The organism is Sphingomonas trueperi (assembly GCF_011927635.1).
GTDB classification, from domain to species: domain Bacteria; phylum Pseudomonadota; class Alphaproteobacteria; order Sphingomonadales; family Sphingomonadaceae; genus Sphingomonas; species Sphingomonas trueperi.
Genome location: NZ_JAATJB010000006.1, coordinates 183688 through 207124, shown reverse-complemented (window position 1 = coordinate 207124; position 23437 = coordinate 183688). Strand labels below are relative to the sequence as shown.

The 23437-nt window shown below is 67.7% G+C and carries 19 protein-coding genes and 1 tRNA gene; 15 read left to right on the top strand and 5 right to left on the bottom strand.

All coding sequences use genetic code 11. The features are described from left to right. The first annotated feature begins 14 nt into the window (after positions 1-14). A tRNA-Gly gene (locus GGR89_RS12200) sits at positions 15-88 on the top strand. 11 nt (positions 89-99) lie between these two features. Continuing rightward, the gene (hemW, locus tag GGR89_RS12195) at positions 100-1242 is read left to right on the top strand and encodes a radical SAM family heme chaperone HemW (RefSeq protein ID WP_125975876.1); all 1143 of its coding nucleotides are present in this window, start codon (positions 100-102) and stop codon (positions 1240-1242) included. Positions 1243-1366: 124 nt separating this feature from the next. Here hemW and GGR89_RS12190 read toward each other — a convergent pair whose 3' ends face one another. Continuing rightward, positions 1367-2566: a penicillin-binding protein activator gene (locus GGR89_RS12190; RefSeq protein ID WP_125975874.1), complete on the bottom strand. Its 1200-nt coding sequence runs from the start codon at positions 2564-2566 to the stop codon at positions 1367-1369. A gap of 11 nt (positions 2567-2577) precedes the next feature. Here GGR89_RS12190 and rsmI point away from each other — a divergent pair, with 11 nt between their 5' ends. From rsmI to GGR89_RS12130, 12 genes are all read left to right on the top strand, one after another. After that, positions 2578-3411: a 16S rRNA (cytidine(1402)-2'-O)-methyltransferase gene (rsmI, locus tag GGR89_RS12185; RefSeq protein ID WP_125975872.1), complete on the top strand. Its 834-nt coding sequence runs from the start codon at positions 2578-2580 to the stop codon at positions 3409-3411. Further along, positions 3408-3761, top strand: a complete 354-nt coding sequence (locus GGR89_RS12180; RefSeq protein ID WP_125975870.1) for a YraN family protein — start codon at positions 3408-3410, stop codon at positions 3759-3761. Before rsmI ends, GGR89_RS12180 begins: the two co-directional genes overlap by 4 nt. A 31-nt stretch (positions 3762-3792) precedes the next feature. Continuing rightward, positions 3793-4746 (top strand): glutathione synthase, encoded by a 954-nt coding sequence (gene gshB / locus GGR89_RS12175; RefSeq protein ID WP_126001301.1) that lies wholly within the window; start codon positions 3793-3795, stop codon positions 4744-4746. A 15-nt stretch (positions 4747-4761) separates the two neighbouring features. Further along, complete coding sequence (locus GGR89_RS12170; RefSeq protein WP_125975866.1) at positions 4762-5349, top strand: DedA family protein; 588 nt, start codon at positions 4762-4764, stop codon at positions 5347-5349. 224 nt (positions 5350-5573) lie between these two features. Continuing rightward, positions 5574-6536 (top strand): malate dehydrogenase, encoded by a 963-nt coding sequence (mdh, locus tag GGR89_RS12165; protein ID WP_125975864.1) that lies wholly within the window; start codon positions 5574-5576, stop codon positions 6534-6536. After that, positions 6506-7105, top strand: a complete 600-nt coding sequence (locus tag GGR89_RS12160; protein ID WP_125975862.1) for a hypothetical protein — start codon at positions 6506-6508, stop codon at positions 7103-7105. The genes mdh and GGR89_RS12160 overlap by 31 nt, the downstream gene beginning before the upstream one ends. Further along, positions 7106-7990, top strand: coding sequence for a succinate--CoA ligase subunit alpha (sucD, locus tag GGR89_RS12155; protein WP_125975860.1), 885 nt, complete (start codon positions 7106-7108; stop codon positions 7988-7990). It begins immediately after the preceding gene. A 64-nt stretch (positions 7991-8054) separates the two neighbouring features. Beyond that, on the top strand, positions 8055-10985 hold the full coding sequence (locus GGR89_RS12150) for a 2-oxoglutarate dehydrogenase E1 component (RefSeq protein WP_206431123.1): 2931 nt from the start codon (positions 8055-8057) through the stop codon (positions 10983-10985). A gap of 2 nt (positions 10986-10987) precedes the next feature. Next, entirely contained in the window at positions 10988-12208 is a 1221-nt protein-coding gene (gene odhB / locus GGR89_RS12145; RefSeq protein ID WP_125975856.1) for a 2-oxoglutarate dehydrogenase complex dihydrolipoyllysine-residue succinyltransferase, read from the top strand. A gap of 95 nt (positions 12209-12303) precedes the next feature. After that, positions 12304-13698: a dihydrolipoyl dehydrogenase gene (lpdA, locus tag GGR89_RS12140; protein ID WP_167712949.1), complete on the top strand. Its 1395-nt coding sequence runs from the start codon at positions 12304-12306 to the stop codon at positions 13696-13698. Between the two features lie 89 nt (positions 13699-13787). Continuing rightward, complete coding sequence (locus GGR89_RS12135) at positions 13788-14972, top strand: BaiN/RdsA family NAD(P)/FAD-dependent oxidoreductase (RefSeq protein WP_125975852.1); 1185 nt, start codon at positions 13788-13790, stop codon at positions 14970-14972. A gap of 165 nt (positions 14973-15137) precedes the next feature. Further along, entirely contained in the window at positions 15138-17165 is a 2028-nt protein-coding gene (locus tag GGR89_RS12130) for a TonB-dependent receptor plug domain-containing protein (protein WP_241213355.1), read from the top strand. A gap of 127 nt (positions 17166-17292) precedes the next feature. On the opposite strand, the gene metH is transcribed toward GGR89_RS12130, so the two are convergent. From metH to GGR89_RS12110, 4 genes are all read right to left on the bottom strand, one after another. After that, positions 17293-19893, bottom strand: coding sequence for a methionine synthase (gene metH / locus GGR89_RS12125; RefSeq protein ID WP_125975850.1), 2601 nt, complete (start codon positions 19891-19893; stop codon positions 17293-17295). A 130-nt stretch (positions 19894-20023) separates the two neighbouring features. After that, a complete protein-coding gene (locus GGR89_RS12120) occupies positions 20024-21070 on the bottom strand; it encodes a homocysteine S-methyltransferase family protein (protein ID WP_125975848.1) in 1047 nt (348 codons plus the stop codon). Positions 21071-21204: 134 nt separating this feature from the next. Further along, positions 21205-22104, bottom strand: coding sequence for a methylenetetrahydrofolate reductase (gene metF, locus GGR89_RS12115; RefSeq protein ID WP_019368396.1), 900 nt, complete (start codon positions 22102-22104; stop codon positions 21205-21207). 14 nt (positions 22105-22118) lie between these two features. Beyond that, positions 22119-23069, bottom strand: a complete 951-nt coding sequence (locus tag GGR89_RS12110) for an ArsR/SmtB family transcription factor (protein WP_125975846.1) — start codon at positions 23067-23069, stop codon at positions 22119-22121. A gap of 116 nt (positions 23070-23185) precedes the next feature. Here GGR89_RS12110 and GGR89_RS12105 point away from each other — a divergent pair, with 116 nt between their 5' ends. Then, positions 23186-23419 carry a hypothetical protein gene (locus GGR89_RS12105; RefSeq protein ID WP_125975844.1) on the top strand — a complete coding sequence of 78 codons (234 nt, stop codon included), beginning with the start codon at positions 23186-23188 and terminating at the stop codon, positions 23417-23419. Positions 23420-23437 lie beyond the last annotated feature (18 nt).

Below are 23437 nucleotides of genomic sequence, written 5' to 3'. Positions count from 1 at the left end.
CGCATCGGCAGCGGGCGGGTATAGCACAATGGTAGTGCAGCAGCCTTCCAAGCTGAATACGCGGGTTCGATTCCCGCTACCCGCTCCATTTCTCGCCGCATGACAGACACCTCCGCCCCGCTCGCACTCTATGTGCATTGGCCGTTCTGCGTGTCCAAATGCCCCTATTGCGACTTCAACAGCCATGTCCGCGAAAGCGTCGACCAGGCGCGGTGGCGCGATGCGCTGCTGGCCGACCTCGCCCATGAAGCGGCGGTGCTGCCGGGGCGGCGGCTGGGGTCGATCTTCTTCGGTGGCGGCACGCCCTCGCTGATGCCCCCGGAGACGGTCGCCGCGATCATCGATGCGGCGGCGAAGGCATGGGCGTTCGAGGACGGCATCGAGATCACGCTGGAGGCGAACCCCTCCTCGGTGGAGGCCGCGCGGTTCGCGGATATCGCCAGGGCAGGGGTGAACCGCGTGTCGCTGGGGCTGCAGGCGCTCGACGATGAGGCGCTGGTCTTTCTCGGTCGCGCGCATGGCGTCGACGAAGGCCTGGCCGCGCTGGCGACGGCGCAGGCCGCGTTCGCCCGGGTGAGCTTCGACCTGATCTATGCCCGCCCCGGCCAGTCGCTGGAGGCCTGGGAGGCGGAATTGCGCCGCGCGATCGGCTTCGGCACCGAGCATCTCTCGCTCTACCAGCTGGCCATCGAGCCGGGCACGCGCTTCGCGACGCTGGCGGCCAAGGGGCAGCTGACCATCCCCGATGCCGATATGGGCGCGGACCTGTTCGAGATGACGCGCGCGATCACCGCCGCGGCGGGGCTGCCGGCCTATGAGATTTCCAACCATGCCCGGCCGGGCGCCGAGAGCCGGCACAACCTCACCTATTGGCGCTACCGCGACTATGCGGGCGTGGGCCCGGGTGCGCATGGCCGGCGCGGCGGGCTGGCAACGCTGCGCTACAAGAAGCCGGAGAACTGGCTGGCGGCACTGGACCGCAACGGCAATGGCATGGAGCGCGAGGACCGGCTCGATCCCGCCGATCGCGCGATCGAGGCGCTGCTGATGGGGCTGCGGATCGGCGAGGGTATCGACCTGGATCGCATCGCGGCGCTTGCCGATGGCGCACCGCCGATCGATGCTAGGGCGCTCGATCGTATCGTGCAGCAAGGGCTGGCCGAGCGCGAGGGAAACCGACTGCGGGTCACCGAGGCGGGCATGCCCGTGCTCGAAGCGATCCTGCGCGAGATCGTCGCCTGAACCGAAAAACCGTCGTCCCGGCGAAAGCCGGGATCCATTGGGGTCACCGTCGAGCTCTTGCCGATACGGAGTGGCGAATGGATCCCGGCTTCCGCCGGGATGACGACTTCGGACGTCGGCCTTCTTACTGCGCGCTGGCCGGCGCCGCCGACACGGTGACAATCGAGCCGTCGCGTACTTCCTGCACCTCCAGCGCGCGCGCGGCGATGCCGTCGCGGCCGAAGCGGAAGGCGCCGTCGACACCGCCGAAATCATGGTCGACCAGCATCGAGGCGGGGAAGTCGGTGTTGTTCTTCCAGTCGCGCGCGATGCGAACGGTCAGCAGCACCGCGTCATAGCCGAGCGCCGAAAGCCGGTAGGGTGCGGCGCCGAAGCGATTGCGGTACTTCACCGCATATTGCCGGTAGACGCCGTCGGGTACACTGGCGAACCAGGAGCCGTTGAGCACCGGCCGGCTGGCGATCGCCGAATCGGTGTTCCACAATTCCGTACCGAGCACGCGCGCCGCCTTGCCCGCGCCCGAGCGGCGGATCGCCGGCACCGCCAGCGTGGCCGAGCCAGCGCTGCCCGCAATCAGGATCGCCTGGTAGGGCACGCCCGACAGCTTGGCGATCGCGGCGTTCATCGAGCCCGGCCGCGCATCGTAATTCTGCATCGCCAGCACCTTGCCGCCGGCGCTCTCCACCGCGCGGAGGAAGGCCGTCGAGCTGCGCTGGCCATAGACGCCTGAGGGGATCAGCCCGGCGAACTGGGTGATGCCGTTGCCCTTGGCATAGTCGACAACGCGCTCGATCGACTGGGTGGGCGAATAGCCGAGCAGGTAGACGCCGTTCCCCGCCGCGCTGGCATCGTTGGAAAAGCTGAGCACCGGCACCCGCGCCTTGCGCGCGATCGGCGCGACGGCGCGGGCATCCTCGCCGAGCAGCGGACCGAGGATCAGCTTGTTGCCCTCGGCCACCGCGCGCTCGGCCGCCGCGATCGCCCCGCCGGGGCCGGCGGTATCGTAGCTGGTGATGCGAATGGCATCGGTGTTGGTGTCGAGGATCGCCAGCTGGGTCGCGTTCTGCAGCGAGCGGCCGAGCCCGGCATTGGTGCCGGTCAGCGGTACCAGCAGCGCCACGCGGTGGCGCGCGACGTCCTGCGGCAGTCCCTGCTGGATCGGGGTGCTCGGGCGCTCGGCCGGGCGCTCGGCCGGCGCGGTCGGTGCCGTCGGCGGACCGCCGCGCGGCGCGACGCAGGCGCTGGCCAGCAGGGCGAGACCGGTCACGGCCAAACGAAGGGACGCGGTGCGTCCCGGTTGCGATTTGCCGCTGCCCTCTGCCATGACACTCCCCGATGGAAAACACGCTTGCGCCCGGCCTCTATATCGTCGCCACTCCGATCGGCAATCTCGGTGACCTGTCGCCGCGCGCCAGCATGATACTCTCGCAGGCCGATGTGGTTGCAGTGGAAGACAGCCGGGTGACCGCCGGGCTGCTCCGCCATATCGGGGTGAAGCGGCCGATGCAGCCCTATCACGACCATAATGCCGATGCGGTGCGCCCCGGCCTGATCGCGCGGATGGGGAGCGAGGCGGTGGCGCTGGTCTCGGATGCGGGCACGCCGCTGATCTCCGATCCCGGCTACAAGCTGGTCCGCGACGCCCGCGCGGCCGGCCACACCGTGGTGACGATCCCCGGCCCCTGCGCCGCGATCGCCGCGCTGACGCTCGCGGGGCTGCCGACCGACCGCTTCTTTTTTCTCGGCTTCCTGCCCAGCAAGGCACATGCGCGGGCGGAGGCCATCGCGGAAGTGGCGGCGATCAAGGCGACGTTGGTGCTGTACGAATCGGGCCCGCGCCTGTCCGCCTGCCTGTCGGCGCTTGCCGAGGGCCTTGGCGACCGCGAGGCGGGCGTCGCGCGCGAGATCACCAAGAAGTTCGAGGAGTGCGTGACCGGCACCCTCTCCACCCTCGCCGCGCGCTATGCCGAGGCGCCGCCCAAGGGCGAGATCGTCATCATCGTCGGCCCGCCCGGCGAAGCCTCGCCCGCCACGCTCGAGGATGGCGAGGCCGCGCTGGTGGAGGCGCTGACCCGCCTCCCTGCCTCCAAGGCGGCGGGCGAAGTCGCCAAGAAGCTGGGGCTGGACCGCAAGGCGCTCTACGCCCGCGCGATGGAATTGAAGGGGTGAGGGACCGCCGCGCCGCCGAGCTGCGCGGTCGCGACGGCGAGCGCCGTGCCGCCTGGTGGCTATGGCTGCGCGGCTGGCGGATCCTCGACCAGCGGGTGCGCACGCCCGCGGGCGAAGTCGACATCGTGGCACGGCGCGGCAGCCTCGTCGCGTTCGTCGAGGTGAAGACGCGCAAGTCCGCCGCCGAACTCGACTATGCGATCGACGAAAGGCGCCTCGCCCGCGTCGCCGCCGCGGCGGAATTGCTGATACCGCGCTATGCGGGCCCAGGCGACGATATCCGCGTCGACGTGATCCTCATTGCCCCGCGGACGCTGCCTCGCCATATCGAGAACGCCTGGATCGGGTGACCTAGCCCGGCAAGACACCCAAGGAGGCCGCATGCTTACCGTCGCCGTGCAGATGGACCCGCTCGATTCGATCAACATCGCAGGCGACTCGACCTTCGCGCTGATGCTCTCCGCCCAGGCGCGCGGCCACCGGCTGTTCCATTATGCCCCCGAAGACCTGAACTACAGCGCCGGCCGCGTCTGGACCAAGGCGCATCCGGTGACGGTGCAGCGGGTGGCGGGCAACCACTTCAGCTTCGCCGATCCGGTGCAGCTCGATCTCGGCGACGAGGCCGACGTGGTGCTGATGCGCCAGGACCCGCCCTTCGACCTCGGCTATATCACCGCGACCCACCTGCTCGAGCGCATCGCCGATCGCACCCTGGTGGTGAACGACCCCGCCCAGGTCCGCAACGCGCCCGAAAAGGTATGGGTGCTCGATTTCGCCCAGTTCATGCCGCCGACGCTCGTCACTCGCTCGGTCGACGAGGCCAGGGCGTTCCTCGCTGAGCACGGCGAAATCGTCGTCAAGCCGCTGCACGGCAATGGGGGCAAGGCGATCTTCAAGATCGGCCGCGACGGCGCCAACCTCTCCTCGCTGATCGAGGTGTTCAACACCGCCTATCGCGAGCCGCACATGGTGCAGGCCTTCCTCCCCGACATCGCCAAGGGCGACAAGCGCATCGTGCTGGTCGACGGCGAGGTGGCCGGCGCGATCAACCGCCTGCCCGGCGAAGGCGAGATCCGCTCCAACCTTGCGGTCGGCGGATCGGCGGCGAAGACCGAGCTGACCGACAAGGAGAAGGAAATCTGCGCCGTGCTGGGGCCTGAACTCAAGAAGCGCGGGCTCCTTTTCGTCGGCATCGACGTTATCGGGGGGCAATGGCTGACCGAAATCAACGTCACCTCGCCCACCGGCATCGTCGCGATCGACCGGTTCAACGGCACCGACACGGCGGGCATGATCTGGGATGCGATCGAGGCCCGGGTGGCCGCACGCGCCTGAACGGGGCCTGAAGCGATGGGCATGGTCCTCGGCTGGGGCTATTGGGGCATCTTCCTGCTGATGGTGCTGGAAAACGTGATTCCCCCGGTCCCGTCCGAGGCAATCATGGGGATGGCCGGCATCGGCGCGGCGCGCGGGCATTTCGATCCCGTACTGCTGGTGCTGATAGGCACGCTCGGCACGGTGCTCGGCAATCTCTTCTGGTGGGAGATCGGGCGGCGGCTCGGCTATGAGCGGCTGCAGCCCTTCGTCGCGCGCTGGGGCCGCTGGCTCACGGTCGAGTGGCACGACGTCGAGCGCTTCAAGGGCTATTTCGATCGCTGGGGTGGCCCGACGATCTTCGTGTTCCGCTTCATGCCCTTCGGCCGCACGATCATTTCGTTGCCTGCGGGGCTGATGCACATGCCCTTCTGGAAATTCTGTCTCTACACCGCCGCGGGCAGCGCCTTGTGGAACGCGGCGCTGGTCGGCGTGGGCTATGGCCTCGGGGCCGCCGTTGCCGAGATCGACCGGTTCGTCACCCCGGCGATCGTCATCGGCGTGGTGGCCATGCTGATCTTCTATATCTGGCGCGTACTTACCTGGAAGCCCCGCGCGGCCTAGTCGGTCGCGGGCAGCGCTTGCGCCGCGCCGGCACCCCCACGCGCCGGACCCACGCAAATCCGCCGCAATCGCTCACTATTGCACTTGCGAACCATTTGCAAAGATATTCCTGCGCCTAAGCCGAATCCCGGGTTGCAGCCTCGCTATTATAGGCCTATCCCGCCCTCGCTTTCGCGGCGCATGTTCACGCGACCGCTTTGCTTGGAACCAACCAAGGAGATTCCATGGCCCGCAAGAAGATCGCGCTGATCGGCTCCGGCATGATTGGCGGTACGCTCGCGCACCTCGCCGCCATCAAGGAACTGGGCGACATCGTCCTTTTCGACATCGCTGAAGGCACCCCGCAGGGCAAGGCGCTCGACATCGCGCAGTCCGGCCCGGTCGAAGGCTTCGACGCCAACCTCAAGGGCGCCAACAGCTATGAGGACATCGCGGGCGCCGACGTCTGCATCGTCACCGCCGGCATCCCGCGCAAGCCGGGCATGAGCCGCGACGACCTGCTCAAGACCAATCTGGGCGTGATGAAGGCCGTGGGCGAAGGCATCGCCGCGCACGCGCCGGACGCGTTCGTGATCTGCATCACCAACCCGCTCGACGCGATGGTATGGGCACTCCGCGAGTTCTCGGGCCTGCCGCACCAGAAGGTCGTCGGCATGGCCGGCGTGCTCGATTCGGCACGCTTCCGCCACTTCCTCGCCGAAGAGTTCAACGTCTCGGTCGAGGACGTCACCGCTTTCGTGCTCGGCGGCCACGGCGACACCATGGTCCCGGTGATCGAATATTCGACCGTCGCCGGCATCCCGGTGCCCGACCTGATCAAGATGGGCTGGTCCACCCAGGAGCGCATCGACGCCATCGTCGCGCGCACCCGTTCGGGCGGCGGCGAGATCGTCGGCCTGCTCAAGACCGGCTCGGCCTTCTATGCCCCGGCCACCAGCGCGATCGCGATGGCCGAGAGCTATCTGAAGGACAAGAAGCGCCTGCTTCCCTGCGCCGCGCACCTCACCGGCCAGTACGGCGTCGATGACCTGTACGTCGGCGTGCCGATCGTGATCGGCAAGGACGGCGTCGAGCGCATCGTCGAGATCGAACTGAACGCCACGGCGAAGCAGAATTTCGACGTTTCGGTCGACGCGGTCAAGGAACTGGTCGCGGCATGCAAGTCGATCGACTCCTCGCTCGCCTGATCCTGCCCACGCTCGTCGCGGTGCCGGGCGTCGCTTCCGCACAGGAAGCGATCGCCACGGCACCGACCGAGCCGGTGGCGCTGTTCCGTGCCGTGTGCATGGGCGGCAGCGCCCGGTTGACTCGCGGCATGTCCGAAGCGGCGACCTATGCGACGCTGCCGCTGCCCGCGCAGCGCGCGATCGGCATCGGCGCTGCCTCGACCGCCAATGCCGCCGATGCGCTGAAGGCGCCCGCGCCCGAACCGGCCGCGGTGCCCAACAGCATCTATCGCATCGCCGGCGGCAACATCTATCTGTTCGTACCCAAGGCCGGCACCGGCACGGGCACCCTCGCCGAGTCCTGCATGGTCCTGTGGATCGGCGGCGGCGACGATTATCTCGCGGCCCGCAAGATCGTGCTGCCGAGCGAGGAAAAGGTGCCGCTCTATGCGCGCCCCGAATCCAAGCCCGACCGCGCGACCTTCACGGCCGCTTCGTTCGGAACGACGCAATATTCGCTCGCCACGTTCGGCGGCTGGATTGCGCTGCGCTCCTTTACCCCTCCCAGCGACCCGGAAAAGGCGAACTGAATGAGCATCCTCGTCGACAAGAACACCAAGGTCATCGTCCAGGGGATGACCGGTGCCACCGGCACGTTCCACACCGAGCAGGCGCTTGCCTATGGCACGCAGATGGTCGGCGGCGTCACCCCCGGCAAGGGCGGTAGCACGCATATCGGCCTGCCCGTGTACGACACGGTCGCCGAAGCCAAGGACAAGACCGGCGCCGACGCCAGCGTGATCTACGTGCCGCCCCCCTTCGCGGCGGATTCGATCCTCGAGGCGATCGATGCCGAGATCCCGCTGATCGTCGCGATCACCGAGGGCATTCCGGTGCTCGACATGGTCAAGGTGAAGCGCGCGCTCTCCGGCTCCAAGTCGCGCCTGATCGGCCCGAACTGCCCGGGCGTGCTGACGCCGGGCGAGTGCAAGATCGGCATCATGCCGGGCTCGATCTTCTCCAAGGGCTCGGTGGGCGTCGTGTCGCGCTCGGGCACCCTCACCTATGAGGCGGTGTTCCAGACCACCAACGCCGGCCTGGGCCAGACCACGGCCGTCGGCATCGGCGGTGACCCGGTCAATGGCACCAACTTCATCGACGTGCTCGAGCTGTTCCTCGCCGACGACGCTACCCAGTCGATCATCATGATCGGCGAGATCGGCGGCTCGGCGGAAGAAGAAGCGGCCCAGTTCCTGATCGACGAGGCCAAGCGTGGCCGCAAGAAGCCGATGGCCGGCTTCATCGCGGGTCGCACCGCGCCTCCGGGCCGCCGCATGGGCCATGCCGGAGCGATCGTCTCGGGCGGCCAGGGCGGCGCCGAGGACAAGATCGCGGCGATGGAAGCCGCCGGCATCCGCGTCTCCCCCAGCCCCTCGCTGCTCGGCGAGACGCTGCTGGAAGCGCTGAAGGGCTAAACTGCAACGGTAGCGCTCCTATATAGGTGGGAATGGGAGCGCTAACACGAACGGAAGCATGATCATGGGCTATGAAGGCCTCGACTTCGACGACATCGCCGGCGGTGTGAGCCCCGGCTTCGTCGAGACTTTGTACCGGCGCTACAAGAGCGATCCGGCTTCGGTGGAACCCAGCTGGCGGACCTGGTTCGAGGGTCTCGAATCGACCGCCTCGGGCCCCAGCTGGCAGCGGACCAACTGGCCGCTGACCGAAACCGACGCGCTGACGGCCGGGCTCGACCCCACCCAGATGGAGCCCGCGCCGAAGCCCGCCAAGGGCGGCGCGCCGGCCAAGCCGGCCGCTCCCGCCGCCTCGACGGCGGACGTGACCAAGGCCGCGGAAGATTCGATCCGCGCGATGATGCTGATCCGCACCTACCGGGTGCGCGGCCATCTCGCCGCCAATCTCGATCCGCTGGGCCTCGCCCGCCAGAACCTGCCCGCCGACCTGACGCCGGAATATCACGGCTTCTCGGGCGCCGATCTCGATCGCCCGATCTATCTCGGCGGCGCGCTCGGCCTGCAGCACGCCACGGTGCGCGAGATCGTCGCGATCCTCCAGGCCAATTACTGCGGTAATGTCGGCCTCGAATATATGCACATCGCGGACGTGGAGGAGCGCCGCTTCCTCCAGGACCGGATGGAAGGCAAGGACAAGGCGATCACCTTCACGCCCGACGGCAAGAAGGCGATCCTGTCCAAGGTGATCGAAGCCGAGCAGTGGGAAAAGTTCCTCGGCAAGAAATATGTCGGCACCAAGCGGTTCGGCCTCGACGGCGGCGAATCGATGATCCCGGCGATGGAAGCGATCATCAAGTACGGCGGCCAGCAGGGCGTCCGCGAGATCGTGTACGGCATGGCCCATCGCGGCCGCCTGAACATGCTCGCCAACGTCATGGAAAAGCCGTTCCGGGTGATCTTCCATGAGTTTGGCGGCGGTTCGGCCAACCCGGACGACGTCGCCGGTTCGGGCGACGTGAAGTATCACCTCGGCACCTCCACCGATCGCCAGTTCGACGGCATCAGCGTCCATATGTCGCTGGTCGCCAACCCGTCGCACCTCGAGGCGGCCGATCCGGTCGTGCTCGGCAAGGCGCGCGCGCTGCAGACCATCCGCGGCGACCTGGAAAAGCACGAGCAGGTGCTGCCGGTGCTGATCCACGGCGACGCGGCGTTCGCCGGCCAGGGCATCGTGTGGGAGACGCTCGGCTTCTCCGGCATCCGCGGCTACAACACCGGCGGCTGCATCCACTTCGTCATCAACAACCAGGTCGGCTTCACGACGAGCCCGCAGTTCGCGCGCTCCTCGCCCTATCCGTCGGACGTCGCCAAGGGCGTCCAGGCGCCGATCCTGCACGTCAACGGCGACGATCCCGAAGCCGTGACCTTCGCCTGCAAGGTGGCGATCGAGTTCCGCCAGGAATTCCACCGCGACATCGTGATCGACATGTGGTGCTATCGCCGCTTCGGCCACAATGAAGGCGACGAGCCCGGCTTCACCCAGCCGCTGATGTACCAGAAGATCCGCCAGCACCCGGGTGTGAGCAGCATCTATGGCCAGAAGCTGATCGCCGAGGGCGTGGTCGACCAGGGCTTCATCGACGAGAAGACCCACCAGTTCACCACCCTGCTCGAAGGCGAGTTCGAGGCGGGCAAGACCTATCTGCCGAACAAGGCGGACTGGTTCGCCGGCCGCTGGTCGGGCCTGGGCGCGCCGTCGGACGGCGAGGGCTCGCGCCGCAACGTCGAGACCGGCATCGAGAAGAAGCTGTTCGACAGCCTCGGCCGCACGCTGACCACGGTCCCCGAGGATCTCGAGATCCACAAGACCCTCGGCCGCGTGCTCGATGCCAAGCGCGAGATGTTCAAGTCGGGCACCAATTTCGATTGGGCGACCGGCGAGGCGCTGGCCTTCGGCTCGCTGCTCTCGGAAGGCTATGCGGTGCGCCTGTCCGGCCAGGATTCGGGCCGCGGCACCTTCTCGCAGCGCCATGCCGTCTGGGTCGACCAGAAGACCGAGGCCAAGTATGTGCCGCTCACCACGGTGCCGCACGGCAGCTTCGAGGTGCTCGATTCGCCGCTCAGCGAATATGGCGTGCTCGGCTTCGAATACGGCTATGCGCTGGCCGATCCGAAGGCGCTGGTGCTGTGGGAAGCGCAGTTCGGCGACTTCGTGAACGGCGCGCAGATCATGATCGACCAGTTCATCGCGTCGGGCGAGTCCAAGTGGCTCCGGGCCAACGGCCTGGTGATGCTGCTGCCGCACGGCTATGAAGGCCAGGGCCCCGAGCACAGCTCGGCGCGTCCGGAGCGCTTCCTCCAGCTCTGCGCGCAGGACAACATGCAGGTGGTGAACATCACCACGCCGGCGAACTATTTCCACCTGCTGCGCCGGCAGATGCACCGCAACTTCCGCAAGCCGCTGATCCAGTTCACGCCGAAGTCGCTGCTCCGCCACAAGCTGGCGGTCTCCAGCGCCGAGGAGTTCCTGGGCGACAGCCACTTCAAGCGGATCCTGTCGGACCCGAGCGCGCCGGCGGATACCGAGGTGAAGCGCCTCGTCCTCTGCACCGGCAAGGTCGCCTACGATCTGATCGAGGCACGTGACGCAGCGGGCGACAAGAACACTGCGATCGTCCGGATCGAGCAGCTCTACCCGTTCCCTGGCGAGCCGCTGACCGAGCGGCTGAAGCGCATGACCAACCTCGAAGAGGTGGTGTGGGCGCAGGAAGAGCCGAAGAACAACGGCTACTGGTTCTTCGTCGAGCCGCTGATCGAGCAGTGCCTGATCGATGCCGGCACCAAGGTACAGCGTCCGCGCTATGCCGGTCGCGCCGCGGCGGCCTCGCCCGCCACCGGCCTGATGAAGCGCCACACCGCAGAGCAGGGCGCGCTCGTTGCCGACGCGCTCGGCCATAATGTCCGCGATGAAATCCGCCGCACCCGGAAAGGTTGAAAATGGCCACCGAAGTCAAAGTCCCTGTACTGGGCGAATCGATCACCGAAGCCACCGTCGGTGAATGGCTGAAGAATCCGGGCGATCCCGTCCGCGTCGACGAGCCGATCGCCAGCCTCGAGACCGACAAGGTCTCGGTCGAAGTCCCGTCGCCGGTTGCCGGCGTGATGGGCGAGCAGATCGTCAAGGTCGGCGATACCGTCGAAGTGGGTGCGGTGATCGCGATCATCGCGGGTGAAGGTGCGGCCGCCGCTCCGGCTGCGGCTCCCGCCGCCGCTGCCCCGGCTGCAACGCCTGCCCCGGCGCCCGCCGCTGCCCCGGCCCCCTCGGCCGATGCCGCCGCGCTGTCGCCGTCGGTCCGCCGTGCGGTGCTCGAAACGGGCGTCGATCCCTCGACCGTGCAGGGCACCGGCAAGGACGGCCGCCTGACCAAGGACGACGTGATCGCCGCCGCCAGCAGCAAGCCTGCCGCTGCGGCAGCCGCTGCGCCTGCCCCGGCAGCCGCTCCGGCAGCCACCGGCGGTCGCAAGGAAGAGCGCGTGCGGATGACCCGCCTGCGCCAGACCGTTGCCAAGCGCCTCAAGGAAGCGCAGAACACCGCCGCCATGCTCACCACGTTCAACGACGTGGACATGACCGCGGTGATCGAGGCGCGCGCCAAGTACAAGGACCTGTTCGAGAAGAAGCACGGCGTCCGCCTGGGCTTCATGGGCTTCTTCGTGAAGGCCGCCTGCATGGCGCTCAAGGACATCCCCGGCGTCAACGGCTCGATCGAGGGCGACGAGATCGTCTACCACGATTATTGCGACATCTCGGTCGCGGTCTCGGCCCCGCAGGGCCTGGTCGTGCCGGTGATCCGCGACGCGCAGGACCTGTCGGTCGCCGGTATCGAGCGCACGATCGGCGACTTCGGCAAGCGCGCCAAGGACGGCTCGCTCAAGATGGACGAGATGAAGGGCGGGACCTTCACCATCTCGAACGGCGGTGTGTTCGGCTCGCTGATGTCGACCCCGATCATCAACCCGCCGCAGTCGGCCGTGCTGGGCCTGCACCGCATTGAGGAGCGCCCGGTCGTCCGTGACGGCCAGGTCGTCGTTCGCCCGATGATGTATCTGGCACTCAGCTACGACCACCGCCTGATCGACGGCCGCGAGGCGGTGACCTTCCTCGTCGCGATCAAGAACGCGATCGAGGATCCGACCCGTCTGCTGATCGACCTGTAATTCCCTTGCGCTCCCGCCAAAAGCGGGGGCGCAAAACCCTTAAGGGGCTACCCCCCTGCGCTCCCGCCACGGCCGGAGCACGCGTGGAGCGAACAATGGCTGAATATGATTTCGACGTCCTGATCATCGGTTCCGGCCCCGGCGGCTATGTCGCGGCGATCCGCGCGGCGCAGCTGGGTCTCAAGACCGGCTGCGTCGAAGCCCGTGAGACGCTGGGCGGCACCTGCCTCAACGTCGGCTGCATCCCCTCCAAGGCGCTGCTGAACGCCTCCGAGCTGTTCTACGAAGCCGCCTCGGGCGCGCTCGCCAAGCACGGCGTCAAGCTCGGCTCGGTCGAGCTCGACCTGCCGGCGATGATGGCCGACAAGGACAAGGCCGTGAAGGGCCTGACCGGCGGCATCGAATTCCTGTTCAAGAAGAACAAGGTCGAGTGGGTCAAGGGCCTCGGCACCTTCATCGACGCGCACACCGTGCAGGTGGGCGAGCGCACCGTCACCGCGAAGAACATCGTGATCGCCACCGGCTCGTCGGTCACCCCGCTGCCCGGCGTGACGATCGACCAGAAGGTCGTGGTCGACTCCACCGGCGCGATTGCGCTGGAAAAGGTGCCGGCGAACATGGTCGTGATCGGCGGCGGCGTGATCGGGCTCGAGCTCGGCTCGGTCTGGCAGCGCCTCGGCGCCAAGGTGACCGTGGTCGAGTATCTCGACCAGCTGCTGCCGGGCATGGACGGTGAAGTCCGCAAGGAAGCCGCCAAGATCTTCAAGAAGCAGGGCATGGAGATCAAGCTCTCCACCAAGGTGACCGGCGTCGTCGTCAATGGCGACAAGGCAACCGTCACCGTGGAGCCCGCCGCCGGCGGTGCTGCGGAGACGATCGAAGCCGATGCGGTGCTCGTCGCGATCGGCCGCCGTCCGAACACCGAGGGCCTGGGTCTCGACAAGATCGGCCTCGCCACCAACCAGCGCGGCCAGATCGAGACCGACCACAGCTTCCGCACCGCCGTCGACGGCGTGTGGGCGATCGGCGACGTGATCCCGGGCCCGATGCTCGCGCACAAGGCCGAGGACGAAGGCATCGCGGTGGCCGAGAACATCGCCGGCCTCACCGGCATCGTGAACCATGCGGTGATCCCGAGCGTGGTCTACACCCACCCCGAAATCGCCGGCGTCGGCCTCACCGAAGAGCAGGCGCGCGAAAAGGGCGACGTGAAGGTCGGCAAGTTCCCGATGGCGGGCAACAGCCGCGCCAAGGCGATCGACGACACCACCGGCTGGGTGAAGGTGATCGCCGACGCCAAGACCGATCGCGTGCTCGGCGCCTGGATCATCACCGCGCCGGCAGGCACGATGATCGCCCAGGTCGCCCAGGCGATGGAATTCGGCGCGACCTCCGAGGACATCGCCTACACCTGCCATGCCCACCCGACGCATTCCGAAGCGATCAAGGAAGCGGCGATGGGCGTGCTCGGCAAGCCGATCCACATCTGATCCGACCCATTCGGACCGAAGCAAGCGCCGCCGGCATCCCCGGCGGCGTTTTGCTGTTCGGACTCCTTGAACCACGCTAACGGCCAGCCATGACCAGCCCCCTCGGCACCCATGACGCAATCATCCTCGGCGCCGGCGCGGCGGGAATGTTCTGCGCCGCGATGGCGGGCCAGCGCGGGCGCCGGGTGCTGCTGCTCGACCATGCCGAGGCGCCGGGGAAGAAGATCCTCATTTCCGGCGGCGGGCGGTGCAACTTCACCAATCTCGGCACCGCGCCCGATCGCTACCTCTCCGCCAACCCGCATTTCGCCAAGTCGGCGCTCGGCCGCTACACGGCGCAGGACTTCCTCGCGCTGGTCGAGCGCCACGGCATCGCCTGGCACGAGAAGACGCTGGGCCAGCTGTTCTGCGACGGCTCGGCGCGGCAGATCGTCGAGCTGCTGCTGGGCGAATGCGCGATGGGCGGCGTGACCATCCAGCTCGGCGCAAGCATCACCGATGTCGACCATGCCGATGGCCACTTCCGCGTGACTACGAGCAAGGGCGTTGCCGAGGCCCCTGCCCTCGTCATCGCCACCGGCGGCCCGGCGATCCCCAAGCTCGGCGCGACCGGCTTCGCCTATGATCTCGCCCGCCGCTTCGGCCTCAAGGTGGTCGAGCCCCGCCCCGCGCTCGTCCCCCTCACGCTCGGCGCCGACCAGGCGCTGTTCCGCGATCTCTCCGGCGTCTCCACCCCCGTCGCCGCGCGCGCCGGCAAGGCAAGCTTCCGCGAGGCGGCGCTGTTCACCCATCGCGGCCTCTCCGGCCCGGCGATCCTGCAGGTCTCGTCCTATTGGAAACACGGTGAGTCGATCGCCATCGACTTCCTGCCCGAGCAACCGAGGGGCTGGCTGCGCGAGGCCAAGCGCAGCGAGCCCCGCCTGGGCCTCCGTGCCCTGCTGAACCGCCAGCTGCCCGACCGGCTCGCCACCACCCTGGCCGAACGCATCGCGCTGCCCAGCGAGCTCGGCAATTGCCGCGACGCGCTGCTGGAACAGGCGGAGGCGCAGCTGGCCGGCTGGCGCTTCACCCCCAACGGCAGCGAGGGCTTCGCCAAGGCCGAGGTGACCGTCGGCGGAATCAGCACCGCCGACCTTTCCTCGCAGACCATGGAAGCGCGGAAAGTGCCCGGCCTATACGCGATCGGCGAGGCAGTGGACGTTACCGGCTGGCTCGGCGGCTATAATTTCCAATGGGCCTGGGCGAGCGGCTGGGCGGCGGCACAAGCGATATAAGATCACATCTCTGTTGCGCGAACGGCACGCCAGACCCCCGAAAGTTGCTTAACGCCCGGTTTTCATTTGCAAAGCTTGCGCGGCTTCGGCCAGACTTGCCCGGAGGAGCAATTATCTTGTTGTTCCTGGGGGGACATTTCGAGTCGAATGAAAGTCAGGTGCGTTTTGGCAGCCGCCGTACTGGCCTGCCCTGTCACCGCGTTCGCACAGCAGCAGCCTGACCCGGCCTCAGGCCCCCCCGGCGCACCGCCCGCCGCGGGGGTGCTGGTCTATGGCCCGGACTTCTTCGCCAATACCGCGCTGCCGACCGCGCTGGACATGGTGCAGCGCCTGCCGGGATTCACCCTCGACGTGGGCAATGGCGATGCCCGCGGTATCGCCGGCAACACCGGCAACGTGCTGATCGACGGCAAGCCGCCCGCCTCCAAGACCGATGGCCTGGGCGAGATCCTGCGCCGGATCAGCGCAGGCAGCGTCGCGCGGATCGAGCTGATCCGCGGCGGCGCACCGGGCATCGACATGCAGGGCCGCGCGGTGATCGCCAATGTGGTGCTCAAGCGCACCGCCTCGACCGAGACGCTGATCAACTTCCAGAGCTATATCTACCGCGACGGCTATGTCGGGCCCGACGTGACGCTGCAATATGCCCGGCGCGACGGCGATCGCCGCGACGAAGTCTCGCTCGAGTTGATCAGCGATCGCACCAGCGGCACCGCGCAGGGCTATCGCGTCCGCCGCGACGCCGCGGGCAATCTGCTCGTCCGCCAGGCACTCGACCTGTGGGACCGCGACCGCACCGCGATCCTGCGCTCGACGATCCAGCGCGCCGCCGGCGGCGGCCTGCTCACCCTCAACGGTCGCTTCGACTATCTCGACTACCCCACCAGCTTCACGGTGACGACGCTGGAAGGCACCGGCAGCTATACCCGCGCGACCGACATCACCCATCAGTGGAAGGGCGAACTCGGGGCGAACTGGACGCGGTCGCTCGGCCGGAAGAGCGAGGTCGAGGTGATCGGGCTGCAGCGGCTGGGCCATCTCGGCTATGATTCGGATACGCTGATCGGCAGCTTCGATTCCACCTTCGGCCAGCAGTCGCGCACGGGCGAATCGATCCTGCGCACGATCCTGCGCCACAAGGCGAGCACCAAGCTGTCGTTCGAGGGCGGCGGCGAGATCGCCTATAATTTCCTCGACAACCGCACGACCTATACCGAGGAGGGCGCCCCCGTGGCGCTGCCGGACGAGAAGGTGTTCGTCAGCGAGGTGCGCGGCGAACTGTTCGGACTGGCGCGCTGGCAGCCCTCGGGGCCGGTGACGCTGGAGGCGGGGCTGCGCACCGAAATGTCGCGCATCCGCGCCGATGGCGACACCCAGCGCAGCCGTGCCTTCTTCTACCCCAAGCCGCGTGTGCAGCTGACCCTGCGCCCCACCGCGCGCGACCAGGTTCGGCTGCGCGCCGAGGAGAGCGTCAGCCAGCTCGATTTCACCAATTTCGTCGCCGCGACCGAGATCAACCTCGGCACGGTCCGCGCCGGCAATGGCGATCTGCGGCCCGAGCAGACGCTGACGCTGGAGGCCGTGTTCGAGCATCGCTTCTGGGGCAAGGGGGCGCTGGAGCTGGGCGCCAAGCACGAGGCGACCCGGCACGTGATCGACTATATTCCGCTGGAGGGCGGGTTCGACGCGATCGGCAATATCGGCACGGGCACCCGCGACACGCTGTCGACCACGCTGACCCTGCCCTTCGACAAGCTGGGCATCAAGGATGCGCGCTTCCGCGGCAATGCCGCGGTGGTGCGCAGCCACGTCACCGATCCGCTGACCCGCGAGCGGCGTCGCTACACCAATGAAGTGCCGTTCACCTGCTCGGGCAGCTTCAGCCAGGACCTGTTCGGCGGCCGCTTCACCTATGGCGTGTACGGCAGCTGCGGCCAGCCTGGGACGAACCTCTACCGAATCGGCGAGTTCCGGACGACCGAGATCGAACCGGTCGTCGAGATCTACGGCATCTGGAAGCCGAGCAAGAAGCTGACGATCCGGCTCGACGCCGGCAACCTCACCAACCCCGCGCGCATCTACGACCGCGACGTATATACCGGCGAGCGCAACGCCTCGCCGCTGGCCTATCGCGAACGGCGCGTTCAGCGGCGCGGCCAGTATCTCTACGTGCAGATCCGCCGGACGCTGTAGGGCTTCCGCAACTCCCCACGCTTGTCATTCCGGCGAAAGCCGGAATCCATTGGCGCTCCGCCATGACGCCTGCCGTAACGTAGAGGCGAATGGATCCCGGCTTCCGCCGGGATGACAGCCGATAACGTCAGTCCAAGTTCGGCCGCAGGTAGCGCGTCGCCAGCTCCTCGCTGATCCCGCGGCGGGCGGCATAGTCCTTGAGCTGATCGGGCCCGACGCGCGCGACGCCGAAATATTCGGCCTGCGGGTGGCCGAAATAGAAGCCCGACACCGCCGCGGTGGGCAGCATCGCGAAGCTTTCGGTGAGGCTGATGCCGGTGCGCTTGTGCGCGTCGAGCAGGTCGAACAGGATCGGCTTGAGGCTGTGCTCGGGGCAGGCGGGATAGCCCGGCGCCGGGCGGATGCCGCGATATTGCTCGCGGACCAGCGCGTCATTGTCGAGCTGCTCGCCCTCGGCATAGCCCCAGAGCGCGGTGCGGACGAACTTGTGGAGCCGCTCGGCGAACGCCTCGGCCAGGCGATCGGCCAGCGCCTTGAGCAGGATGTCCGAATAGTCGTCGATCGCCGCCTTGAAGCGGGCGAGGTGCGGCTCGATGCCGTGGATCGAGACCGCGAAGCCGCCGATCCAGTCGCCGTCATGATCGATGAAGTCGGCCAGGCACATATTGGCGCGGCCCTCGCGCTTGGCGATCTGCTGGCGCAGGAACGGCAGGCGGACATGCTCCTCGTCCGGGAGATGCACGATCACGTCGTCGCCCTCGCGGCGGCAGGGCCACAGCCCGGCAACGCCGCGCGCGGTGAGCCAGCGCTCGGCGATGATCTTGTCGAGCATCTTCTGGGCATCGGCGAAAAGCGAGGTCGCGCTTTCGCCGACCACGTCGTCCGTAAGGATCGCCGGATAGTTGCCGGCCAGCTCCCAGGCGCGGAAGAAGGGCGTCCAGTCGATATAGTCGCGCAGGTCCTTGAGGTCCCAGTCGTCGAACGTATGGATGCCCGGCATGCGCGGCTTGCCCGGCTTGAGCGTCATGTCCGCCTCGAACGCATTGGCGCGGGCGTCCTCCAGCGGCAGCAGCTCGCTCTGGCCCTTGCCGGCGCGCGCCTGGCGTACATGCTCATACTCGTCCGCGACCTTGGTCACGTACGGATCGCGCTGGGTGTCCGAGACCAGCGCGGTCGCCACGCCGACCGCACGGCTGGCGTCAAGCACATGCACCACCGGGCCGGTATAGGCCGGATCGATGCGCAGCGCGGTGTGGACGCGGCTGGTGGTAGCGCCACCGATCAGCAGCGGCATGGTCATGGCCGCGCGCTGCATTTCCTCGGCGACGGTCACCATCTCGTCGAGGCTCGGCGTGATCAGGCCGGACAGGCCGATCATGTCCGCATCATTGTCGATCGCCGCCTGGAGGATGGTCGACCAGGGCACCATCACGCCGAGATCGACCACGTCGAAGCCGTTGCACTGGAGCACCACGCCGACGATGTTCTTGCCGATATCGTGCACATCGCCCTTCACCGTGGCGAGCACGATCTTGCCCTTGCCCTTGGCGCCTTCTTCCTTCTCCGCCTCGATATAGGGGAGCAGGTGGGCGACGGCCTTCTTCATCACGCGCGCGGACTTCACCACCTGCGGCAGGAACATCTTGCCCGAACCGAACAGGTCGCCGACGACGTTCATGCCGTCCATCAGCGGGCCCTCGATCACCTCGATCGGGCGCGCGAAGATCTGGCGGCATTCCTCGGTATCCTCGACGACATGGGCATCGATGCCCTTGACCAGCGCATGTTCGAGCCGCTTGGCGACCGGCCAGCTGCGCCATTCGGCCGCCTGCTTCTCCGCCACCGCATCGGTGCCGCGATACTTCTCGGCGAGGGCGACCAGCCGCTCGCCGGCATCGGGATCGCGGTTGAGCACCACGTCCTCGCACGCCACGCGCAGCTCGGGATCGATCGCGTCATAGACGTCGAGCTGGCCGGCATTGACGATCGCCATGTCCATGCCGGCGGGGATCGCGTGGTAGAGGAACACGCTGTGCATCGCCCGGCGCACCGGCTCGTTGCCGCGGAAGCTGAACGACAGGTTCGACAGCCCGCCCGAGATATGGACGTGCGGGCAGCGCTTCTTGATCTCGCGACACGCCTCGATGAAGTCCACGCCGTAGTTGTTGTGCTCCTCGATGCCCGTCGCCACCGCGAACACGTTGGGATCAAAGATGATGTCCTCGGGCGGGAAGCCGATGCCGGTGAGCAGCTTGTAGGCGCGCTCGCAGATCTCGACCTTGCGCTGCTGGGTATCGGCCTGGCCGACCTCGTCAAACGCCATGACGACCACGGCGGCGCCGTACGCCATGCACTTGCGGGCATGGGCGAGGAACGCTTCCTCGCCTTCCTTCATGCTGATCGAGTTGACGATCGGCTTGCCCGAGACGCACTTCAGCCCCGCCTCGATCACCTCCCATTTGGAGCTGTCGATCATCACCGGCACGCGGGCGATGTCCGGCTCGGCGGCGATCAGCTTGAGGAAGGTGGTCATCGCCTCGACGGCGTCGAGCAGGCCCTCGTCCATGTTGACGTCGATCACCTGCGCGCCGTTCTCGACCTGCTGGCGCGCGACTTCGACCGCGGCGGGATAGTCGCCGGCCATCACCAGCTTCTTGAAGCGGGCCGATCCGGTGACGTTGGTGCGCTCGCCGACATTGACGAAGTTGGTGGAGGAAGGCGTGGTCATGGATCAAAACTCATCCCCCTCCCGCATGCGGGAGGGGCTAGGGGTGGGCGCCCGCTGTCCACGGGCCGTATCGCTGGAGGCGAGCGGGCGCCCACCCCCGACCCCTCCCGCACGCGGGAGGGGAGAGAAGTCACGCCGCCATGGTGAACGGTTCGAGGCCGGCGAGCCGGGTCCGCACTTCGGGCGTGGGAATGCTGCGCGGGCTCAGGCCCTGCACCGCCTTGGCGATCGCGCCGATATGCGCGGGCGTCGAGCCGCAGCAGCCGCCGAGGATGTTCACCTGCCCCGCATCGGCCCATTCCTTGACGAGACCGGCGGTGGTCGCCGGCATCTCGTCATAGGCACCGAGCTCGTTGGGCAGGCCGGCGTTCGGGTAGACCATGATCAGCGTGTCGCAGAGCGCCGACAGCGTCTTCACATGCGGGCGTAGCTGCTCGGCACCGAACGAGCAGTTGAGCCCGATCGTCACCGGCTTGGCATGGCGCACCGCGTGCCAGAACGCCTCGACCGTGTGGCCGGAGAGGTTGCGGCCGGACAGGTCGGTCAGCGTCATCGACAGCATGATCGGCAGGTCGCGGCCCAGCGCCTCGCCCGCCTCGATCGCCGCCATGATGCCGGCCTTGGCGTTGAGCGTGTCGAACACCGTCTCGATCAGCACGAAGTCGATGCCGCCCTCGACCAGCGCGTCGATCTGCTCGCGGTAGACGTCCTTGAGGTAATCGAAGTCGATCTCGCGATAGCCGGGATCGTTGACGTCGGGGCTCAGCGACAGCGTCTTGTTGGTCGGGCCGAGGGCACCGGCGACGAAGCGCGGGCGGCCGTCCTTGGCCTCATACTCGTCAGCAATGCTGCGCGCGAGCCTGGCGCTCTCAATGTTGATCTCGCGGACCAGATGCTCGGCGCCATAATCGGCCTGGCTGATCCGGTTGGCGGAGAAGGTGTTGGTTTCGGCAATGTCGGCACCGGCCTCGAAATAGGCGCGGTGGATCGAACCGGGCACCTCGGGCTTGGTCAGCGCGAGGATGTCGTTGTTGCCCTTCTGGTCGTGGCCGAGGCCGAGATTGCCGGCATAGGCGGCCTCGTCGAGCTTCCAGTTCTGGATCTCGGTGCCGAACGCGCCGTCGGTGATCAGGATGCGCTTGGCGGCTTCGGCCAGCAGTTTCTCGCGTGCAGTCATGTCAAATTCCTCTCCCCCTCCCGCGTGCGGGAGGGGGTTGGGGGTGGGCCCCCGCCATCCACGAGCGATGCATCAGGTGGTGAGCGTGGGCCCACCCCCTGCCCCCTCCCGCTCGCGGGAGGGGGTTCAGAAGATCAGGCCGCCGCCACCGCCGCCTGCTGCCGCGGGCGCAGGCCCAGCAGGTGGCAGATCGCGTAGCTCAGCTCGGCGCGGTTGAGCGTGTAGAAGTGGAACTGCCGCACGCCGCCCGCATAGAGCTTGCGGCAGAGTTCCGCCGCAAGCGTCGCCGCGACCAGCTGCCGCGCGCCCGGGTGCTCGTCGAGACCCTCGAACAGCTTCTCCATCCAGGCGGGCACGTCGGTGCCGCACATCGCGGACATCTTCACCACGCTGGCATAGTTCATCACCGGCATGATGCCCGGCACGATCTCGGCATCGATTCCCGCCGCCGCCGCGCGGTCGCGGAAGCGCAGGAAGGTCTCGGCCTCGAAGAAGAACTGGGTGATCGCGCGGTTGGCGCCGGCGTCGATCTTGCGCTTCAGATTGTCGAGATCGGCCTCGGGGCTCGGCGAATCCGGATGGCATTCGGGATAGGCGCTCACCGAAATCTCGAAGGGATGCAGCCGGCGCAGACCCGCGACCAGGTCCGCCGCATTCTCATAGCCGCCGGGATGGGTGCGGTACTTCTCGCCGGCGCGAGGCGGATCGCCGCGAAGGGCCACGATATGCCGCACGCCCGCCGCCCAATATTCCTCGGCGATCTGGTCGATCTCCTCGCGCGTCGCCTCGACGCAGGTGAGGTGCGCGGCCGCCGCCAGCGGCGTCTCGCGGGCGATCTTCGAAACGGTCGCGTGGGTACGCTCGCGGGTGGTGCCGCCGGCGCCATAGGTAACGCTGACGAAGCGCGGCCCGAGCGGCGACAGCGTCTCGATCGAGGCCCAAAGCGTCTCTTCCATCTTCTCGGTCTTGGGCGGGAAAAATTCGAAGCTCACCGCCACATCGCCCGCCACATCGGCGAACAGGGGCGGTGCCATGGGGTCTACGATACTCATGCCGCCTTCACCTTTTCCACGCTCTCCCCGGTCTTGCGACCGAGCCACAATTTCACCGTCAGTGCGCCGCCTTCCAGCGTCTGCACCTGCACCGGGGCGAGCCCGGCGCGATCGAACCAGCCGAGCATCTGCTCGTCCGAAAACCCCAGTCGCGCATGCGCATCGCGGGTGCGCAGCTCCTCCCGCTCGTGCGGCGCGAAATCGACGATCAGCAGCCGCCCGCCGGGACCGAGCACGCGGGCCGCCTCGCCGATCGCCGCTGCCGGCTGCTGCGCGAAGTGGAGCACATGATGCAATATAGCAGTATCCGCAGCGCCATCCTGCAGCGGCAGCGCATAGAGATCGGCCTGGCGCAGTTCGGCATGGCCGAGATCGGCCAGCTTGGCGCGCGCCAGACGCAGCATTTCGGACGAGCGATCGATTCCCACCGCCTGCGCCGCCCTCGGTCCGAACAGCTCGAGCATGCGGCCGGTGCCGGTGCCGATATCGACCAGCGTGCCGAGCGAGCCTTCGCCCAGCGCCTGGCCCATCGCGGCCTCCACTTCGCTTTCCGCGACATGGAGCGATCGGATCGCGTCCCACTGGCCGGCATTGGCCTCGAACCAGGCCTCCGCCGCGCTCGCCCGATCGGCGCGGACCGCCGAGAGCCGTGCCTGGTCGGCGATCACCCAGGGGTCGCCCGCCAGCGCCCAGGCGTCGAGCGCCGCCAGCACCGGCGCGGTAACCGCCTGCCGGCCGAGCGCCACGAATACCCAGCTGCCTTCCTTGCGCCGCTCGGCCACGCCGGCATCGCACAGGATCTTCACATGGCGCGAGACGCGCGGCTGGCTCTGCCCCAGCACCTGCGCGAGTTCGCCGACGCTCAGCTCCATCGCGCGCAGCAGCGCGACGATGCGCAGCCGGGTCGAATCCGCGAGCGCGCGGAAGATGGCGAGGGGCTCTGTCATGGGCGGCTTAGAGATATAAAGATATCTTTATATCAGGTCAACGCATCGCAGCGCGGTTGCGTGCGTTTGCCGCTCTGGCTAGCCCCGAGCCAAACCCCGTGAAGGAACCCAGTCCCATGCGCAAGCTTCTCCTCCTCCCCGTCGCCGCGCTGGCGCTCACCGGCCTGTCGGCCTGCGGCAACCAGGCGAAGAACGAAGCCGCCGAAGCGAACGAGGCGATGGCCGGCGACAGCAACACGATGGGCGAGGCGGTTACCGACGTGAACGCCGCCGAGGATGCGGCCTTCGCCAATGCCGAGAGCGCCTATTCGAACGACACGGGCCCGGCGAGCAACGAGATCACCGACTGACGCGTTCTCCGCCCTCCC

Bases quoted from the DNA above. Each gene is read 5' to 3' on its own strand.
- hemW (WP_125975876.1), top strand. From the start codon at position 100: ATGACAGACACCTCCGCCCCGCTCGCACTCTATGTGCATTGGCCGTTC.
- GGR89_RS12190 (WP_125975874.1), bottom strand. From the start codon at position 2,566: ATGGCAGAGGGCAGCGGCAAATCGCAACCGGGACGCACCGCGTCCCTT.
- rsmI (WP_125975872.1), top strand. From the start codon at position 2,578: ATGGAAAACACGCTTGCGCCCGGCCTCTATATCGTCGCCACTCCGATC.
- gshB (WP_126001301.1), top strand. From the start codon at position 3,793: ATGCTTACCGTCGCCGTGCAGATGGACCCGCTCGATTCGATCAACATC.
- GGR89_RS12170 (WP_125975866.1), top strand. From the start codon at position 4,762: ATGGGCATGGTCCTCGGCTGGGGCTATTGGGGCATCTTCCTGCTGATG.
- mdh (WP_125975864.1), top strand. From the start codon at position 5,574: ATGGCCCGCAAGAAGATCGCGCTGATCGGCTCCGGCATGATTGGCGGT.
- GGR89_RS12160 (WP_125975862.1), top strand. From the start codon at position 6,506: ATGCAAGTCGATCGACTCCTCGCTCGCCTGATCCTGCCCACGCTCGTC.
- sucD (WP_125975860.1), top strand. From the start codon at position 7,106: ATGAGCATCCTCGTCGACAAGAACACCAAGGTCATCGTCCAGGGGATG.
- GGR89_RS12150 (WP_206431123.1), top strand. From the start codon at position 8,055: ATGGGCTATGAAGGCCTCGACTTCGACGACATCGCCGGCGGTGTGAGC.
- odhB (WP_125975856.1), top strand. From the start codon at position 10,988: ATGGCCACCGAAGTCAAAGTCCCTGTACTGGGCGAATCGATCACCGAA.
- lpdA (WP_167712949.1), top strand. From the start codon at position 12,304: ATGGCTGAATATGATTTCGACGTCCTGATCATCGGTTCCGGCCCCGGC.
- GGR89_RS12135 (WP_125975852.1), top strand. From the start codon at position 13,788: ATGACCAGCCCCCTCGGCACCCATGACGCAATCATCCTCGGCGCCGGC.
- metH (WP_125975850.1), bottom strand. From the start codon at position 19,893: ATGACCACGCCTTCCTCCACCAACTTCGTCAATGTCGGCGAGCGCACC.
- GGR89_RS12120 (WP_125975848.1), bottom strand. From the start codon at position 21,070: ATGACTGCACGCGAGAAACTGCTGGCCGAAGCCGCCAAGCGCATCCTG.
- metF (WP_019368396.1), bottom strand. From the start codon at position 22,104: ATGGCACCGCCCCTGTTCGCCGATGTGGCGGGCGATGTGGCGGTGAGC.
- GGR89_RS12110 (WP_125975846.1), bottom strand. From the start codon at position 23,069: ATGACAGAGCCCCTCGCCATCTTCCGCGCGCTCGCGGATTCGACCCGG.
- GGR89_RS12105 (WP_125975844.1), top strand. From the start codon at position 23,186: ATGCGCAAGCTTCTCCTCCTCCCCGTCGCCGCGCTGGCGCTCACCGGC.